Source organism: Aquincola tertiaricarbonis (assembly GCF_023573145.1).
GTDB classification, from domain to species: domain Bacteria; phylum Pseudomonadota; class Gammaproteobacteria; order Burkholderiales; family Burkholderiaceae_C; genus Aquincola; species Aquincola tertiaricarbonis_B.
The window spans coordinates 1,915,890-1,931,902 of the sequence record NZ_CP097636.1 but is presented as its reverse complement, the minus strand read 5'-3'; the positions used below and the strand labels follow the sequence as shown (position 1 = coordinate 1,931,902).

Sequence of the window (16,013 nt, the reverse complement as noted above, 5' to 3'; positions counted from 1 at the left end):
TCAAGCCGCGGTGGCCGCCACCGCCAGGCGGATCTGCTCCAGCACGTCCTTGGCGCTGGCCGGAATGGGCGTGCCCGGGCCGTAGATGCCCTTCACGCCGGCCTCGTACAAGAAGTCGTAGTCCTGGCGCGGAATCACGCCGCCGACGAAGACGATGATGTCGTCGGCGCCCTGGTCCTTCAGCGCCTGCACGATGGCCGGCACCAGCGTCTTGTGGCCGGCGGCCAGCGTGCTCACACCCACCGCATGCACGTCGTTCTCGATGGCCTGGCGGGCGCATTCTTCGGGCGTCTGGAACAGCGGGCCCATGTCGACGTCGAAGCCCAGGTCGGCAAAGGCGGTGGCCACCACCTTGGCGCCGCGGTCGTGGCCGTCCTGGCCCAGCTTGGCGATCATCACGCGCGGCCGGCGGCCTTGCTCCTGCGCGAAGGCGTCGATCTCGCTCTTGAGCTTGTCCCAGCCTTCGGCGCTGTCGTAGGCCGCGGCATAGACGCCGGTCACCTTCTGGGTGTCGGCGCGGTGGCGGCCGAACACCTTTTCCAGCGCATCGCTCACCTCGCCCACCGTGGCGCGCAGGCGCATGGCCTTGACGGTGAGGTCCAGCAAGTTGCCCTGGCGGCTCTCGGCGCAGGCGGTCAGCGCATCCAGCGCCGCCTGCACCGCCGCGCCGTCACGGCGGGCGCGGATGGCCTGCAGCCGCGCGATCTGGCTGTCGCGCACCTTCACGTTGTCGATGTCGAGGATCTCGATCGGGTCTTCCTTGGCCAGCTTGTACTTGTTGACGCCGACGATCACGTCCTGGCCCGAGTCGATGCGGGCCTGCTTCTCGGCCGCAGCGGCCTCGATCTTCAGCTTGGCCCAGCCGCTGTCCACGGCCTTGGTCATGCCGCCCATGGCTTCGACTTCTTCGATGATGGCCCAGGCCTGGTCGGCCATGTCCTGGGTGAGCTTTTCCATCATGTAGCTGCCGGCCCAGGGGTCCACCACGCTGGTGATGTGGGTCTCTTCCTGGATGATGAGCTGGGTGTTACGCGCGATGCGGGCCGAGAACTCGGTGGGCAGCGCGATGGCTTCGTCGAAGCTGTTGGTGTGCAGGCTTTGCGTGCCGCCGAACACCGCGGCCATGGCCTCGATGGTGGTGCGCACCACGTTGTTGTAGGGGTCCTGCTCGGTCAGGCTCCAGCCGCTGGTCTGGCAGTGCGTGCGCAGCATCAGGCTCTTGGGGTTCTTGGGCTTGAACTCGCTCATGATGCGCCACCACAGCAGCCGGGCGGCGCGCATCTTGGCGATCTCGAGATAGAAGTTCATGCCGATGGCCCAGAAGAAGCTCAGGCGGCCTGCGAACTCGTCCACGTCCAGGCCCTTGGCCAGCGCGGTCTTCACATATTCCTTGCCGTCGGCCAGCGTGAAGGCCAGCTCCAGCGCCTGGTTGGCGCCGGCTTCCTGCATGTGGTAGCCGCTGATCGAAATCGAGTTGAACTTCGGCATGTTTTTCGCCGTGTACTCGATGATGTCGCCGATGGCCCGCATGCTCGGCTCGGGCGGAAAGATGTAGGTGTTGCGGACCATGAACTCCTTGAGGATGTCGTTCTGGATGGTGCCGCTCAGCTTGTCCTGGCTCACGCCCTGCTCTTCCGCCGCGATGATGTAGCCGGCCAGCACCGGCAGCACCGCGCCGTTCATCGTCATGCTCACGCTCACCTTGTCAAGCGGGATGCCGTCGAACAGGATCTTCATGTCCTCCACGCTGTCGATGGCCACGCCGGCCTTGCCGACGTCGCCGGTGACGCGCGGGTGGTCGCTGTCGTAGCCGCGGTGGGTGGCCAGGTCGAAGGCCACGCTCACGCCCTGGGCGCCGGCCGCCAGGGCCTTGCGGTAGAAGGCATTGCTTTCTTCCGCGGTGGAAAAGCCGGCGTACTGGCGGATGGTCCAGGGCCGCACCGCGTACATGGTGGCCTGCGGGCCGCGCACGAAGGGTGGCAGCCCGGGCAGCGTGTCGGCATAAGGCAGGCCCTGCACGTCGGCCGCGGTGTACAGCGGCTTGACGGTGATGCCGTCGGGCGTGCGCCAGTTCAGCGCCGCGAGGTCGCCACCCGGCGCCGACTTGGCAGCGGCCTTTTCCCAGGCAGGCAGGCCGTCGGCGGAGGTGAGGATGGCGGGCTTGGGATCGGACATCGAAGGCTCCAGAGGCCGCTGTACAGGGCATGTCCGACTGGACATTCGATTCGCCGCACGGCCATAATTCAAAACTGAATTATGCAGATGCCCACCGCGAAGTCAAACCCGCGCGAGATTCCGGCCACATGTCACAGACAGCCATGACCACTTCCCCCGACGGGGCGATGACGGCCGCCCGCGCCGATGGCCGGCCGATGTACGAACACGTGGCCGAGCGGCTGCGCGGCGCCATCCTGTCGCACACGCTGGCGCCGGGCAGCTGGATCGACGAACAGCGGCTGTGCGCCGAATACGGCATCAGCCGCACGCCGCTGCGCGAGGCGCTGAAGGTGCTGGCCACCGAGGGCCTGATCACCATGCGGCCGCGCCGCGGCGCCTACGTCACCGAGATGTCGGCGCGCGACGTGACCGACGTCTACCACCTGCTGTCGCTGCTGGAGAGCGATGCCGCCGCCGACGTGGCCCGCGTGGCCAGCGACGCGCAGCTGGCCGAGCTGGCCGGCCTGCATGCGCAGCTGGAGCAGGCGGTGGACGACCGCGAGCGCTTCTTCGCGCTGAACGAAGCCTTCCACATGCGCATCCTCGAGATCGCCGGCAACCGCTGGCGCAGCCAGGTGGTGGTGGACCTGCGCAAGGTGATGAAACTCAACCGCCACCACTCGCTGTTCCGCGAAGGCCGGCTGGCCGACTCACTGGCCGAGCACCGCGCGCTGATGCAGGCGCTGCAGGCCCGCGATGCGGCGCAGGCCGAGGCCTTGACGCGTGAGCACTTCCGCAATGGGCTGTCGGCCGCCACGGTGCGGCCGGGGGTGGCTTGATCGCTGCGAGGCACGCGGCCAGCTTCAGGCGCCGTCGGCTCCCGGGCCTGTTTCCCGGTTCTGAAGCGCCGGAAAGCTCAGCCGGTAGCACGTGGAAAACCCGGGCGGCGCGGGTGCTCGTTCGAAGCGGGCGTCGTGGATGGCGGCCACCTTCTCGATCACGCGGTGGCCCAGGCCCAGGCCGGCGTTGAAGCGGTGGCCGGGTTCGCAGGGCACGCCGGCGCCGTCGTCGCACACCTGCAGCCAGCGGGCCCTGGCGTCCAGCTGCACCTCCACCCGCGTGCCACGCGGGGTGTGGCCCAGCGCGTTGTCCAGCAGGTTGCGCAGGGCCAGGTCCAGCAGCAGCGGGTGGCCTTCCAGCAGGAAGGGGCCGGCACTGTCCAGGCCCAGGTCGTGGCCCGAATCGAGCGCCCGCTGCGCATAGTCGGCCAGCAGCTGGCGGGCCAGGGCGTCCAGATCGCAGGGGCGCACGGCTTCGTCCATCTGGGCCCGGCTGGCGCGCGCCAGCGTCAGCAGCTGCTGCACCACCTGGCCGGCGCGCAGCGCGTCGTCCTCCAGCCGCTGCAGCGAGGCGCGGCGGTCCTCGTCGCTCATCTCGCCCTGCAGCCCGCGCGCATGCAGCGCGAGGGAGGCCAGCGGCGTGCGCAGCTCATGCGCCAGCTCGCTGGCCAGCTGGCGCTCGCGCGTCAGCGCCGCATGCTGGCGGCTCACCAGGGTGTTGATGGAGTCCACCACCACCTTGAATTCTTCGTGCGGGTGGCGCGTGGGCAGCGGTTCCGCCCGGTGCACGTCCAGGCCCAGCACGTCGCGCGAAAGGTCGTGCAGCGGCTTCAGGCCGCGCCGCACCGCCAGGCCCAGCGCCACCGCGATGGCCGGCATCACCCACAGGCCTGGGCTGGCCACCTGCAGCGCGATGTCCCAGGCCAGGTCGTCGCGCTCCTCGATGCTCAGCATCACGGTGATCTTGCGGTGCTGCTCGGGCCCGTCCCAGCGTGAAAAGGTGCGCCAGCGTTCCGGCGGATGGCCGAGCGTCATGTCGGCAAAGCCGGTCGAGCGGTCGAAGACGGGCAGCGGCGCATTGCCGGTGGCGGTGACCAGCCGGCCCTGGCCGTCCCAGACCACCACGCTCATGGACTGCTGGTAGTCGTGGCTCTTCAGCCCCTCCGGCACGTCGCGCCCGGGGTCCAGGCGGGTCAATGGATCGAAGCGGCCCTCGTGCATCGCCGCCTGCAGCCCGGCCACGCTGGCCAGGTGGCCGTCGGTCAGCTCGTCGGCTTCGTGCACGCCGGTGGCAAAGCCGACCACGATGAAGCTGGCCCACACCAGCGCCAGCGCGCCGAGCGTCCAGCCCAGCAGGTGGTGCAGCAGGGTGCGGCCGGCCATCAGGCAGCGTCCGCCGGCACGAAGTAGCCGACGCCGCGCAGCGTGCGGATGACGCCTTCACCCAGCTTGCGGCGCAGGTGGTGCACATGCACCTCGATGGCATTGCTTTCCAGCCCGGCATCGAAGTTGTAGAGCGCGGCCTCAATCTGCGCGCGCGACAACACCCGCGGCCGCACCTCCACGAGCGCCATCAGCACCGCGAATTCGCGTGGCGACAGCTCCACCGGCCGGCCGGCGCGCAGCACGCTGCGGGCGGCGGGGTCGATGGCCAGCTCGCCACACTGCAGCAGCGGCGTGGCGCGACCGGCCGCCCGGCGGCGCAGCGCCCGCATGCGGGCCACCAGCTCGTCGGGGTGGAAGGGCTTGGTCACGTAATCGTCGGCGCCCAGGTCCAGCCCGGCGATGCGCGAGGCCACCTCGTCGCGCGCGGTCATGATCAGCACCGGCAGCGCCGCATCCGGCAGGCGGCCAGGCGGGCTGGCCCGCAGCCGGCGCAGCAGCTCGGTGCCGTCGCCATCGGGCAGGCCCAGGTCGAGCAGCAGCAGGTCGAAGGGCTCGGCCTGCAGCATCGACCAGGCCGCGGCCACGCTGCCCGCCTGGTCCAGGGCATGGCCATGCTGCCGCAGGCTGAGCGCCAGGCCGGCCGCGATGCCCTCGTCGTCTTCCACCACCAACACACGCATGCACCGATTGTGGCCCGCCTTCAGGACCGCCGGGATGGGGCTCTTAAGGTGGTCTTAAGTGCGGCGCCCTACCGTGCACAGCGTGGAAAAGATGTTGTCCCATGCCCGGCCCGGCCCCGCCGCCCTGCCCGCTTCGCCGCGGGCGTCGAGGGGCCTGCGCCAGCTGCTGCTCGCCTCCCTCGTGATGCTGGCGGCGCTGCTGGCGTGGGATGCCAGCGGCCTCGACCTGCCGATGGCCAGGCTGTTCGGCGATGCCGACGGCTTTGCGCTGCGCAGCCACTGGCTGCTGACCACCGTGCTGCACGAGGGCGGTCGCATCGCCGCCTGGGCGCTGGTGCTGGCCTTGTGCATCGGCGTGTGGTGGCCGCGTGGGCCGCTGCACCGCCTGCCGCCCGGCCGCCGGCTGCAGCTGGCGGTGGGGGCGCTGGCCGCGGTGCTGGCGGTGTCGGCGCTCAAGAGCCTGAGCACCACCAGTTGCCCGCAGGAGCTGACGATGTTTGGCCGCAGCGCGCAGTACATGTCGCACTGGCACTGGCCACCGGGACTGACCGATGGGGGCACCGGCCACTGCTTTCCGGCCGGCCATGCCTCGGCCGGTTTTGCCTTCATCGCAGGCTTTTTCGCCTGCCGCCAGCACGACCGCCGGCAGGCCTGGGCCTGGCTGGGCGGCGCGCTGCTGGCCGGCACGGTACTGGGTCTGGGCCAGCAGATGCGCGGTGCGCATTTCATGAGCCACACCCTGTGGTCGGCCTATGTCTGCTGGTGGGTGGCCCTGGCCACCGACCTGCTGTTTCAACGCCTGCGCGTGCGGCAGCCCCTGGCTGCCCCGACGGAGTCTGCATGACCTCGCTCACTTTCTGGACCTGGCGCCGCCACAAGGTGGCCGCCGATCCCCTGCCCCACGCTGCCAGCGCCGGCCGTGCGCCCTGGTTGGTGACGCTGGCGGCCGCGGGCTGGATGGCCACCGCCTGCAACCTGGCGCTGTGGGCCAAGCTGGGCGATCTGGGGTTGCTGCACGGCCTGCGTGGCCTGCTGCTGGGCCTGGGTTGCGCCGGCATCATCAGCGCGCTGATCGTCACGTTGGTGAGCCTGCTGGCCTGGCGCTGGACCCTCAAGCCGGTGCTGACGCTGCTGCTGGTCACGGCCGCCGCGGCGATGCATTTCATGCGCATGTACGGCATCGTCATCGACCCCTCGATGGTGGTGAACGTGCTGCAGACCGATGCCCACGAAGCCGGCGACCTGCTGAGCCTGCGTCTGGTGCTCACGCTGGGGGTGGCCGGGCTGCTGCCGGCGCTGCTGCTGTGGCGCACGCCGGTGCGCTACGGCACGCCCGGTCGGCGCGCGCTGGGCAACCTGGGCCTGTTCGTGGCCAGCCTGGCGGTGGCGGCGGGCCTGCTGCTGGCCTGCTTCCAGCCGCTGTCCTCCTTGATGCGCAACCACAAGGACGTGCGCTACCTGATCAACCCGCTGAACGCCGTGTGGGCGGTGGCCGACGTGGCGGCCAAGCCGCTGCGGCGGGCCGAGGGGCCGCTGCAGCCGATCGGCGAGGACGCGGTGCTGGGCACCAGCTACAGCCGACAGGCGCAGCCGCCGCTGGTGGTGCTGGTGCTGGGCGAAACCGGCCGCGCCGGCAACTTCGGCCTCAACGGCTATGGCCGGGACACCACGCCCGAGCTGGCGAAGGAAAACGTGGCCAGCCTGCGCAATGTGTGGTCCTGCGGCACCAGCACCGCGGCCTCGGTGCCCTGCATGTTCTCGCACCTGGGACGTGAGGGCTACCTCGACCGCAAGCAGGATTCCGAAGGCCTGATGGACGTGCTGCAGCGCGCCGGCCTGGCGGTGCTGTGGCTGGACAACCAGTCGGGCTGCAAGGGCGTGTGCGATCGGGTGCCCAACGTCAATACCAGCAGCGGGTCCGATCCGCAGCTGTGCCCTGGCGGCCAGTGCATGGACATGGTGATGCTCAAGGGCCTGGACGAGCGCATCGCCGCCCTGCCCCCTGAGCGCCGGGCGCGCGGCGTGGTGGTGGTGATGCACCAGATGGGCAGCCACGGGCCGGCGTACAGCAAGCGTTCAACGGCCGAGTTCAAGCGCTTCCAGCCTGAATGCACCAGCCCATCGCTGCAGGAATGCAGCCGCGAGTCGCTGGTCAATGCCTACGACAACAGCATCGCCTACACCGACCACTTCCTGGCCAGCACCATCCGCTGGCTCAAGACCAAGGGCTCTCAGCCCACGGCCATGGTGTACCTGGCCGACCATGGCGAATCGCTGGGCGAGAACAACCTGTACCTGCACGGCCTGCCCTACGCGGTGGCGCCCGACGTGCAGAAGCGCGTGCCCTGGATCACCTGGCTGTCGCCCGCCTATGAGCAACGCAGCGGCCTGCGCACGGCCTGCCTGAAGCAGCAGGCCGACGAACGCCGCAGCCACGACGACTGGTTCCATTCGGTGCTGGGCCTGCTGGACGTGCAGACCGGCATCTACCGCCGCGCGAACGACCTGTACGCGGGCTGCAGCGCGGGGTGAGGTGCCGCGGCTGCTCGCAGCCATGAAAAAGGGGCAGCTTCCGCTGCCCCTTGGCTTTTGCAGACGGCAAGCCCCGCTCAGCGGGCGGTGCTGCTGCCCTGCTGGGCCACGGTGGTGTCGGTCCAGCCGCCACCCAGCGCCTGGTACAGCGACACCTGGTTCTGCAGCTCGGCCAGGCGGGTCTGCACCGTGGCCTGCTGCACCGTGAACAGCGAGCGCTGCGCATCCAGCAGGTCGAGGTAGCTGGCCACGCCGTTGCGGTAGCGCAGGTCCGACAGGCGGAAGCGCGCCGATTCGGCCTCGGTCTGGGCCTGCTGCTGGCGCACCTGCTCGCCCAGCGTGGCACGGCCGGCCAGGGCATCGGCCACCTCGCGGAAGGCGGTCTGCACCGCCTTCTCGTACTGGGCCACCGCGATGTCGCGGGCCACCGTGGTGGCGTCCAGGTTGGCGCGGTTGCGGCCGGCGTCGAAGATCGGCAGCGAGATCTGCGGGATGAAGGTCCACGCGCCCGAGCCGCTCTTGAACAGGCCCGACAGCTCGCTGCTGGCGGTGCCGGCGCTGCCGGTGAGCGTGATGCGGGGGTAGAAGGCCGCCCGCGCCGCGCCGATGTTGGCATTGGCCGACAGCAGCGTCTGCTCGGCCTGGCGCACGTCGGGCCGGCGGTTCAGCAGGTCGGACGGCAGCCCGGCCGGCAGGTCGGCCATCATCACCGTCTCGGCCAGCGGCAGCACCGGCGGCAGGTCGGCCGGCAGCGGCTGGCCCACGAGCAGCACCAGCGCGTTCTCGTCCAGCTCACGCTGGCGCTGCTGTTGTGCCAGCGTGGCGCGGGCCGAGGCCACCAGCGAGCGGGCCTGCTGCAGGTCCAGCTCCGAGGCCACGCCGTTGTCGAAGCGCAGCTGCGAGAGCTTGAGCGACTCTTCGCGGGTGGCCAGGGTCTGCTGCGTCAGCTTCAGCAGTTCCTCGTCGGCCTGCACGGCCAGCGCTGCACGCGCCACCGAGCCCACCAGCGTGATCTGCGTGGCCTTGCGGCCTTCTTCGGTGGCCAGGTAGGTGGCCAGCGCGGCATCGCTGAGGCTGCGCACGCGGCCGAACAGGTCCAGCTCGTAGCTGGTGACGCTCAGGCCCACCTGGTACAGGCTGGTCTGGTCGCCCTGCGTGTTGGGCTGGCGGGTCAGCGAAGCGACGCCGTTCACCGAAGGCAGCCGGTCGGCCCGCTGCACCTGGTAGAGCGCGCGGGTGCGGTCCATGTTGAGCACCGCCACCCGCAGGTCGCGGTTGTTCTGCAGCGCCAGCTCGATCAGGCGCTTGGTGCGCGCATCGCTGAAGAAGCGCTGCCACTCCAGATCGGCGGCCGGGGTACCGGCCTGCGTGTTGCCGGCCACCGACGCGGGATAGCTGGCGGCCACCGGCGCGGCGGGCCGCTCGTAGGTGGGCGCCATCGTGCTGCAGCCGGCCAGCAGCGCGGCCAGGGCCGCGGCTGCCAGCGTGGCGGGACGGAGGAAGTCAGGGTTCATGGCGGGCACTTTCACGAACGGCCCTCCGTTTGCGGAGGCGTCGAGGGCGGCAGGGTGTCCTGCTCGAGCTCATGGTTGTACATGCGGCGCTGGCGCTCGCTGCCCTTGAAGATGCGGCGGATGACCACGAAGAACAGCGGCACGAAGAACACCGCCAGCACCGTGGCCGCGATCATCCCGCCCATCACGCCGGTGCCGATCGCGCGCTGGCTGGCCGAGCCGGCGCCCGAGGCGATCACCAGCGGCAACACGCCGAGGATGAAGGCCAGCGAGGTCATGATGATCGGGCGGAACCGCAGGTGGGCCGCTTCCAGCGCGGCATCGAACACGCTCTTGCCTTGCGCCTGCAGGTCCTTCGCGAACTCGATGATCAGGATCGCGTTCTTCGCCGCCAGGCCGATCACGGTGATCAGGCCGACCTTGAAGTACACGTCGTTCGGGTAGCCGCGCAGGTACACGCCGGCCAGTGCGCCCAGGATGCCCAGCGGCACCACCAGCAGCACCGAGGCGGGGATGGACCAGCTTTCATACAGCGCGGCCAGGGCCAGGAACACCGCCAGCAGCGAGAAGGCGAACAGGATGGTGGCGGTGGAGCCCGAGAGCTTTTCCTCGCGCGACTGGCCCGTCCACTCGAAGCCGAAGCCCGGCGGCAGCTGGCTGGCCAGACGCTCCATCTCGGCGATGGCCTGACCGGTGCTGACGCCCGGCGCCGCATCGCCCGAGATGCGCATCGTCGGGTAGCCGTTGTAGCGCACGGTCTGCATCGGGCCGGTGATCCAGCGCGTGGTGGCAAAGGCCGACAGCGGCACCGGCTGGCCCTTGGCGTTGAGCGCGTTCAGGCGCAGCAGGTCGTCGGGCTGCATGCGCTGGGGCGCATCGGCCTGCACGATCACCCGCTGCAGCCGGCCGCTGTTCGGGAAGTCGTTGATGTAGCTCGAGCCCATGGACGTCGACAACGCGGTGTTGATCGCGTCGAAGGTCACGCCCAGCGCATTGGCCTTGTCACGGTCGATGTCCAGCTGCAGCTGGGCCGCGTCTTCCAGGCCGTCGGGGCGCACGCCGGTCAGCAGCTTGCTGCCGCGGGCCATGCCCAGCAGCTGGTTGCGGGCGTTGACCAGCGCCTGGTGGCCCTGGCCGGCACGGTCCTGCAGCCGGAAGTTGAAGCCGGTGGCGTTGCCCAGTTCCGGGATCGGCGGCGGGCTCAGCGGGAAGATGAAGGCATCGCGGATGCCCATCAGCGCGCCGAAGGTACGGCCGGCCAGCGCGGCGGCGGTGTTGTTCTCGCCCTTGCGCTCTTCCCAGTCCTTCAGCACCACGAAGGCCAGGGCCGCGTTCTGCCCGGTGCCCGAGAAGCTGAAGCCCAGCACGCTGACCATGCTCTCGACCTCGGGCTGCTTGAGCACGAAGCCTTCGACCTGCTTCATCACGTCCAGCGTGCGATTCTGCGCCGCGCCCGGGGGCAGCTGCACGTTGACGATGATGTAGCCCTGGTCTTCGTTGGGCAGGAAGCTGTTCGGCAGGCGCATGAACATCCAGCCCACGCCCACGCCGATGGCCAGGTAGATGATCATGAAGCGGCCTGCGCGATGCAGGATGCGCCGCACCCAGCCCTCGTAGCCCTTGGCCGTGCGGGTGAAGCTGCGGTTGAACCAGCCGAAGAAGCCGCGCTTCTCATGGTGGTGGCCGGCTTCCACCGGCTTGAGCAGCGTGGCGCACAGCGCCGGCGTCAGCGACAGCGCGAGGAAGGCGCTGAAGGCGATGGCCGAGACCATCACCGCCGAGAACTGGCGGTAGATGTTGCCCACCGAGCCCGAGAAGAAGGCCAGCGGGATGAACACCGAGATCAGCACCACCGTCACGCCGATGATGGCGCCGGAGATCTGGCCCATGGCCTTGCGCGTGGCCTGCCGGGGCGACAGCCCCTCCTCGCTCATGATGCGCTCGACGTTCTCCACCACCACGATGGCGTCGTCCACCACGATGCCGATCACCAGCACCATGCCGAACATGGTGAGCACGTTGATCGAGAAGCCGAGCGTCAGCAGCACCGCAAAGGTGCCCAGCAGCGCCACCGGCACCACCAGCGTCGGAATGATGGTGTAGCGCCAGTTCTGCAGGAAGACGAACATCACCACGAACACCAGCACCACCGCCTCGAACAGCGTGTGCACCACCTGCTCGATCGAGATGCTGACGAAGCGCGAGGTGTCGTACGGGATCTCGTACTTCACGCCCTGCGGGAAGAACTTCGACAGCTCTTCCATGCGCGCGCGCACCGCCTTGGCCGTCTGCAGCGCATTGCCGGTGGGCGACAGCTGGATGCCGATGCCGGTGGACGGCTGGCCGTTCAGGCGGGCCGAGGTGGCATAGGCCTGGCCGCCCAGCTCGATGCGGGCGACGTCGCGCAGCCGCACGGCCGAGCCGTCGGCATTGGCGCGCAGCACGATGTTGCCGAACTGCTCGGGCGTGCTCAGCTGGCCGGCCACCACCACGGTGGCGAAGATGCTCTGGCCCGGGATGTTGGGCAGGTCGCCGATGGTGCCGGCCGACACCTGCGCGTTCTGTGCGCGGATGGCGGCATTGACCTCGGTGGCCGACAGGTTGAAGCCCACCAGCTTGGCCGGGTCGATCCAGATGCGCATCGCGCGTTCGGTGCCGAACAGCTGCGCCTGGCCCACGCCGGGCACGCGCTGCAACTCGGGCAGCACGTTGCGCGAGGCGTAGTCGCCCAGCGCCACCGGGTCGTAGCGCGGGTCATCCGACGACAGGATGGTGAACATCAGGAAGTTGTTGCGCGACTTGTCCACGCGCACGCCCTGCTGCGTCACCGACGACGGCAGCCGCGGCGTTGCGCGCGACAGCCGGTTCTGCACGTCCACCTGCGCCAGCTCGGGGTTGGTGCCCGGCTCGAAGGTGATGGTGATCGAGCCGGTGCCGTCGGCCTGGGCCACCGACTCCATGTAGATGAGGCCGGGCGAGCCGTTCATCTCGCGCTCGATCACGCTGAGCACCGAGTCTTCCAGCGTCTGCGCCGAAGCGCCCGGATAGGCGGTGTTGATCACGATGGCCGGCGGGGCCACCGTGGGGTACTGGGCGATCGGCAGCTGCTTGATCGCGACGCCGCCGAACACCAAGATGAACAAGGCGATCACCCACGCGAAGATCGGGCGATCGATGAAGAATTTGGCCATGGAGGTCCCTCGTTGCTGCGCCGCGAGGGCTTACTTGCTGGCGGCGCTGGCAGCGCCTGCCGGGTTGGACGCAGCACCGGCGTGGGCCGACGCACCCGCCGCACCGCTGGCGGCGTTGGGCGTCCAGGGCACCGGCTTGACCGGCGCGCCCGGCACCATCATCTTCTGGAAGCCGTCGACGATGACCTGCTCGCCCGGCTTCAGGCCGTCGAGCACGATCCACTGGTTGTTCTGGTTCTGGCCCAGCTTGACCTGGCGCGGTGCCGGCTTGCTGTCGGGGCCCACCACCAGCACCGTGTCGCCGGTGGCAGCGCGGGTGACCGCCTGCTGCGGCAGCAGGATGGCCTGTTCCAGCTGCGCCTGCTCGATGCGCACGCGCACGTACATGCCGGGCAGCAGCAGGCCGTCGGGGTTGGGCACTTCGGCGCGCAGCGTCACCTGGCCGCTGGTTGCGTCCACCGTCAGGTCGGAGAACAGCAGCTTGCCGGTGCGGCCGTATTCGGTGCCGTCGTCCAGCAGCACGTGCACCACCGCCGACTCACCGCCGCCGGCCTTGGCCAGCTTGCCCGCGGCCAGCGCGCGGCGCAGGTTCAGCACCTCGTTGGCCGACTGGGTGAAGTTCACGTACATCGGGTTGATCTGCTGCACCACCGCCAGCGCGGTAACTTCGCCCTGGCCCACCAGCGCGCCTTCGGTCACCAGCGCGCGGCCGATGCGGCCCGAGATGGGCGAGGTGACGGCGGCATAACCGCGGTTGATGCTGGCGGTGCGCACCTGGGCACGGGCCACGGCCACATCGGCCTCGGCCTGCTTTTGCGCGGCCACGGCGTTCACGTAGTCCTGCTTGCTGATGGCGTTGGCCTCGACCAGCGGCTTGTAGCGCTCGGCCTGGGCCTTGGTCTGGGCCACGTTGGCCTCGGCCCGCGCCAGCGAGGCCTGGGCGCTGGCCAGCGCCGCCTCGTAAGGGGCGGCGTCGATCTCGAAGAGCGGCTGGCCAGCACGCACGTCGCTGCCTTCGCGGAACAGGCGCTTTTGAAGGATGCCGGCGGCACGGGCGCGCACCTCGGCCACCCGTGAAGCTTCCAGGCGACCCGGCAGCTCGGTCACCAGGCCCACGGCCTGGGGCTGCACGGCCACCACGCCCACCGTGGCCGGCGGCATGCCGCCACCGGGTGCGCCACCAGCGCCGCCCTCTTCCTTCTTGCCGCAGGCGGCAAGCAGCACCGCGGCCGCGACGACGGCCAGGGCGACTCGGGGGCTACGGGCGCGTTGCGAGACGCCGAAAAAAAAGGCAACGGCAGGCTGTGGATGCAACACGGTGCAAGTCCTTGAAGGGTTTTTCTTGGATGAGGCCGCGGGATTACCCGTAGCCCGGTCGGCCGCGAGTATACATACAGCCTAGAATGTATGCACAACGCCCCCATGTGACGAGGGCCCTACGACTGACGACGCAACGACATGGCCCGCAAGACCAAGGAAGAAGCCCTCGCCACCCGCGCCAGCATTCTGGACGCGGCGGAGCTGCTGTTCCACCGTCAGGGTGTGTCACGGACGTCGTTACACGACATTGCCGCGGCCGCCGGCGTCACCCGCGGTGCCGTGTACTGGCACTTCAAGGACAAGGCCGACCTGTTCAGCCACATGATGGACCGGGTGTGTCTGCCCGCCGAAGACGGCGCGGCCGCCGAACCCGGCCCGGTGAACGGCAGTGCGCTGGCCGGGCTGCGCAAGCACCTCGACGAGATCTTCGAGCTGGTGGCGCACGACGAGCGCGCGCGCCACGTGATCGAGATCGCCACCCAGAAGGTGGAGTACGTGGACGAGCTGGTGGCGGTGCGCGACCGCCACCTGGAAGTTCGCAGCGAGCACGTCGGCAATCTGGTGCGTTTGCTGGAGCAGGCGCAGGCCGGTGGCGAGGTGCCGACCACCCAGACGCCGCGTGAGCTGGCGCTGGGTCTGCACGCCATCATCGACGGCTTGATCGACAACTGGCTGCTCGACCGCCAGGCCTTCGACCTGCAGGCCATCGGCGGCCTGACGGTGGACCTGTTCCTGGCCGGCGTGCGGGCCGGCCGACGGGCGTGAGCCGGCGGCGCTCTGGCGCCGAGGGCGACGCGCCGCAGCTGTTCGACGACCCGCCGCTGGCCGCGGCCACCCTGCCCGATGAGGTGCCTGCGGTGGCGCAGGCGCTGCACAGCCGTTTCGGGGGCCGGCTGCGGCTCGGCACCTCTTCCTGGAGTTTTCCGGGATGGGAGGGCCTGGTCTGGGGCCGCGCCTACGGCGCCCCCACCCTCGCCCGCCGCGGCTTGACGGCCTACCACCGCCATCCGTTGCTGCGCACGGTCAGCCTGGACCGCGCCTTCTACCGCCCGCTGGAGGCGGCCACCTACGCGGGCCTGGCGGCCCAGGTACCGGCCGACTTCCGCTTCGTGGTCAAGGCGCCGGCGCTGGTCACTGACGCAGTGCTGCGCGAGCCGGCCAGCGGCAAGGCGCTGCAGCCCAACCCGGGCTTCCTCGACCCGCGGCGCACGCTGGCCGAGGTGCTGCAACCCGCGCTGCAAGGCCTGGGGCCGGCGCTGGGCGTGCTGGTGTTCCAGCTGTCACCGCTGCCGGCCGACTGGCTGCATGACGAAGCGCGCCTGCATGAGGCGCTGGACCGCTTGTGGGGCGCCGTGGTGCCGGCGCTGCCCGCTGGCGGCGACCGCCCGGCGGTGGCGCTGGAGCTGCGCGATGCCGCGCTGATGACGCCGGCCCTGGCACGGCTGCTGCAGCGCCACGGCGTGCGCTGGTGCGCCGGCCTGCACGACCGCATGCCGACGATGACCGAACAGCTGCCGATGCTGCGGGCGATGTGGCCCGGCCCGCTGGTGTGCCGGTGGAACCTGCAGAAGGGCCAGCGCTATGCGCAGGCCAAGGACGCCTGGGCGCCGTTCGATCGGCTCCAGGCCCCCGACGAGGCCACGCGCGAGGCGCTGGCCCGGGTGATCGCCGGCACGCTGGCGGCGGGTGAAGCCGCCTGGGTGACGATCAACAACAAGGCCGAAGGCTCGGCCCCGTGGAGTGTGCTGGCGCTGGCGCAGGCCGTGCTGCGCCAGAGCGGGACAACTTAAGCCGCGTTCTTGGCCGCGAATTCCCAGTTCACCAGCTTGTCGAGGAAGGTCTCGACGAACTTCGGGCGCAGGTTGCGGTAGTCGATGTAGTACGCGTGTTCCCACACGTCCACCGTCAGCACCGGGGTGTCGCCGGTGGTCAGCGGGGTGCCGGCGGCGCCCATGTTGACGATGTCCAGCGAGCCGTCGGCCTTCTTGACCAGCCAGGTCCAGCCCGAGCCGAAGTTGCCCACGGCGCTCTTGACGAAGGCTTCACGGAAGGCGGCGTAGCTGCCCCACTTGGCATTGATGGCCTCGGCCAGCGCGCCGGTGGGCTCGCCGCCGCCGTTGGGCTTCATGCAGTTCCAGAAGAAGGTGTGGTTCCAGATCTGGGCGGCATTGTTGTAGATGCCACCGGACGACTTCTTGATGACGTCCTCGAGTTCCATCTCTTCGAACTCGGTGCCCTTCTGCAGGTTGTTCAGGTTCACCACGTAAGCGTTGTGATGCTTGCCATGGTGGTATTCGAGCGTCTCTTGGCTGTAGTGCGGTGCCAGCGCGTCGATCGCGTAAGGCAGGGGGGGCAGCACTCGTTCCATGATCATTCCTCGTTGTTGAGCCGGTC

General features: G+C 69.7%; 12 protein-coding genes. 5 read left to right on the top strand and 7 right to left on the bottom strand.

Annotated features, from left to right (window positions below; all coding sequences use genetic code 11):
* Complete coding sequence (gene scpA, locus MW290_RS23205) at positions 1-2,175, bottom strand: methylmalonyl-CoA mutase (RefSeq protein ID WP_250196716.1); 2,175 nt, start codon at positions 2,173-2,175, stop codon at positions 1-3.
* 143 nt (positions 2,176-2,318) lie between these two features.
* On the opposite strand from scpA, the gene MW290_RS23200 reads away from it, so the two are divergent.
* Positions 2,319-2,996: a GntR family transcriptional regulator gene (locus MW290_RS23200; protein ID WP_375142845.1), complete on the top strand. Its 678-nt coding sequence runs from the start codon at positions 2,319-2,321 to the stop codon at positions 2,994-2,996.
* A gap of 24 nt (positions 2,997-3,020) precedes the next feature.
* Here the strand turns inward: MW290_RS23200 and MW290_RS23195 are convergent, their stop codons facing one another.
* Entirely contained in the window at positions 3,021-4,379 is a 1,359-nt protein-coding gene (locus MW290_RS23195) for a histidine kinase dimerization/phospho-acceptor domain-containing protein (RefSeq protein ID WP_250196715.1), read from the bottom strand.
* A complete protein-coding gene (locus tag MW290_RS23190; protein ID WP_250196714.1) occupies positions 4,379-5,062 on the bottom strand; it encodes a response regulator in 684 nt (227 codons plus the stop codon). The genes MW290_RS23195 and MW290_RS23190 overlap by 1 nt, the downstream gene beginning before the upstream one ends.
* Positions 5,063-5,153: 91 nt before the next feature.
* Here MW290_RS23190 and MW290_RS23185 point away from each other — a divergent pair, with 91 nt between their 5' ends.
* Both MW290_RS23185 and MW290_RS23180 read left to right on the top strand, forming a co-directional pair.
* Positions 5,154-5,906, top strand: coding sequence for a phosphatase PAP2 family protein (locus MW290_RS23185; RefSeq protein WP_375142969.1), 753 nt, complete (start codon positions 5,154-5,156; stop codon positions 5,904-5,906).
* A complete protein-coding gene (locus MW290_RS23180; RefSeq protein WP_250196712.1) occupies positions 5,903-7,594 on the top strand; it encodes a phosphoethanolamine transferase in 1,692 nt (563 codons plus the stop codon). Before MW290_RS23185 ends, MW290_RS23180 begins: the two co-directional genes overlap by 4 nt.
* 77 nt (positions 7,595-7,671) lie before the next feature.
* Here MW290_RS23180 and MW290_RS23175 read toward each other — a convergent pair whose 3' ends face one another.
* Genes MW290_RS23175 through MW290_RS23165 form a run of 3 tightly spaced genes read right to left on the bottom strand, consistent with a single transcriptional unit; the run spans position 7,672 to position 13,613 of the window.
* On the bottom strand, positions 7,672-9,108 hold the full coding sequence (locus MW290_RS23175; RefSeq protein WP_250200094.1) for an efflux transporter outer membrane subunit: 1,437 nt from the start codon (positions 9,106-9,108) through the stop codon (positions 7,672-7,674).
* An 11-nt stretch (positions 9,109-9,119) separates the two neighbouring features.
* Positions 9,120-12,299 carry an efflux RND transporter permease subunit gene (locus MW290_RS23170; RefSeq protein ID WP_250196711.1) on the bottom strand — a complete coding sequence of 1,060 codons (3,180 nt, stop codon included), beginning with the start codon at positions 12,297-12,299 and terminating at the stop codon, positions 9,120-9,122.
* 30 nt (positions 12,300-12,329) lie between these two features.
* A complete protein-coding gene (locus tag MW290_RS23165) occupies positions 12,330-13,613 on the bottom strand; it encodes an efflux RND transporter periplasmic adaptor subunit (RefSeq protein ID WP_375142968.1) in 1,284 nt (427 codons plus the stop codon).
* A 144-nt stretch (positions 13,614-13,757) separates the two neighbouring features.
* Here MW290_RS23165 and MW290_RS23160 point away from each other — a divergent pair, with 144 nt between their 5' ends.
* Positions 13,758-14,384 carry a TetR family transcriptional regulator gene (locus MW290_RS23160; RefSeq protein ID WP_250196710.1) on the top strand — a complete coding sequence of 209 codons (627 nt, stop codon included), beginning with the start codon at positions 13,758-13,760 and terminating at the stop codon, positions 14,382-14,384.
* Positions 14,381-15,409: a DUF72 domain-containing protein gene (locus tag MW290_RS23155; protein WP_250196709.1), complete on the top strand. Its 1,029-nt coding sequence runs from the start codon at positions 14,381-14,383 to the stop codon at positions 15,407-15,409. The genes MW290_RS23160 and MW290_RS23155 overlap by 4 nt, the downstream gene beginning before the upstream one ends.
* Here MW290_RS23155 and MW290_RS23150 read toward each other — a convergent pair.
* Positions 15,406-15,987: a superoxide dismutase gene (locus tag MW290_RS23150; protein WP_250200003.1), complete on the bottom strand. Its 582-nt coding sequence runs from the start codon at positions 15,985-15,987 to the stop codon at positions 15,406-15,408. The two genes, MW290_RS23155 and MW290_RS23150, sit on opposite strands and share 4 nt — an antisense overlap.
* Between the last annotated feature and the right edge of the window lie 26 nt (positions 15,988-16,013).

What these genes read in the sequence shown, in the direction of transcription:
- scpA (WP_250196716.1), bottom strand. Translation starts at nt 2,175, where the DNA reads ATGTCCGATCCCAAGCCCGCCATCCTCACCTCCGCCGACGGCCTGCCT.
- MW290_RS23200 (WP_375142845.1), top strand. Translation starts at nt 2,319, where the DNA reads ATGACCACTTCCCCCGACGGGGCGATGACGGCCGCCCGCGCCGATGGC.
- MW290_RS23195 (WP_250196715.1), bottom strand. Translation starts at nt 4,379, where the DNA reads ATGGCCGGCCGCACCCTGCTGCACCACCTGCTGGGCTGGACGCTCGGC.
- MW290_RS23190 (WP_250196714.1), bottom strand. Translation starts at nt 5,062, where the DNA reads ATGCGTGTGTTGGTGGTGGAAGACGACGAGGGCATCGCGGCCGGCCTG.
- MW290_RS23185 (WP_375142969.1), top strand. Translation starts at nt 5,154, where the DNA reads ATGTTGTCCCATGCCCGGCCCGGCCCCGCCGCCCTGCCCGCTTCGCCG.
- MW290_RS23180 (WP_250196712.1), top strand. Translation starts at nt 5,903, where the DNA reads ATGACCTCGCTCACTTTCTGGACCTGGCGCCGCCACAAGGTGGCCGCC.
- MW290_RS23175 (WP_250200094.1), bottom strand. Translation starts at nt 9,108, where the DNA reads ATGAACCCTGACTTCCTCCGTCCCGCCACGCTGGCAGCCGCGGCCCTG.
- MW290_RS23170 (WP_250196711.1), bottom strand. Translation starts at nt 12,299, where the DNA reads ATGGCCAAATTCTTCATCGATCGCCCGATCTTCGCGTGGGTGATCGCC.
- MW290_RS23160 (WP_250196710.1), top strand. Translation starts at nt 13,758, where the DNA reads ATGGCCCGCAAGACCAAGGAAGAAGCCCTCGCCACCCGCGCCAGCATT.
- MW290_RS23150 (WP_250200003.1), bottom strand. Translation starts at nt 15,987, where the DNA reads ATGGAACGAGTGCTGCCCCCCCTGCCTTACGCGATCGACGCGCTGGCA.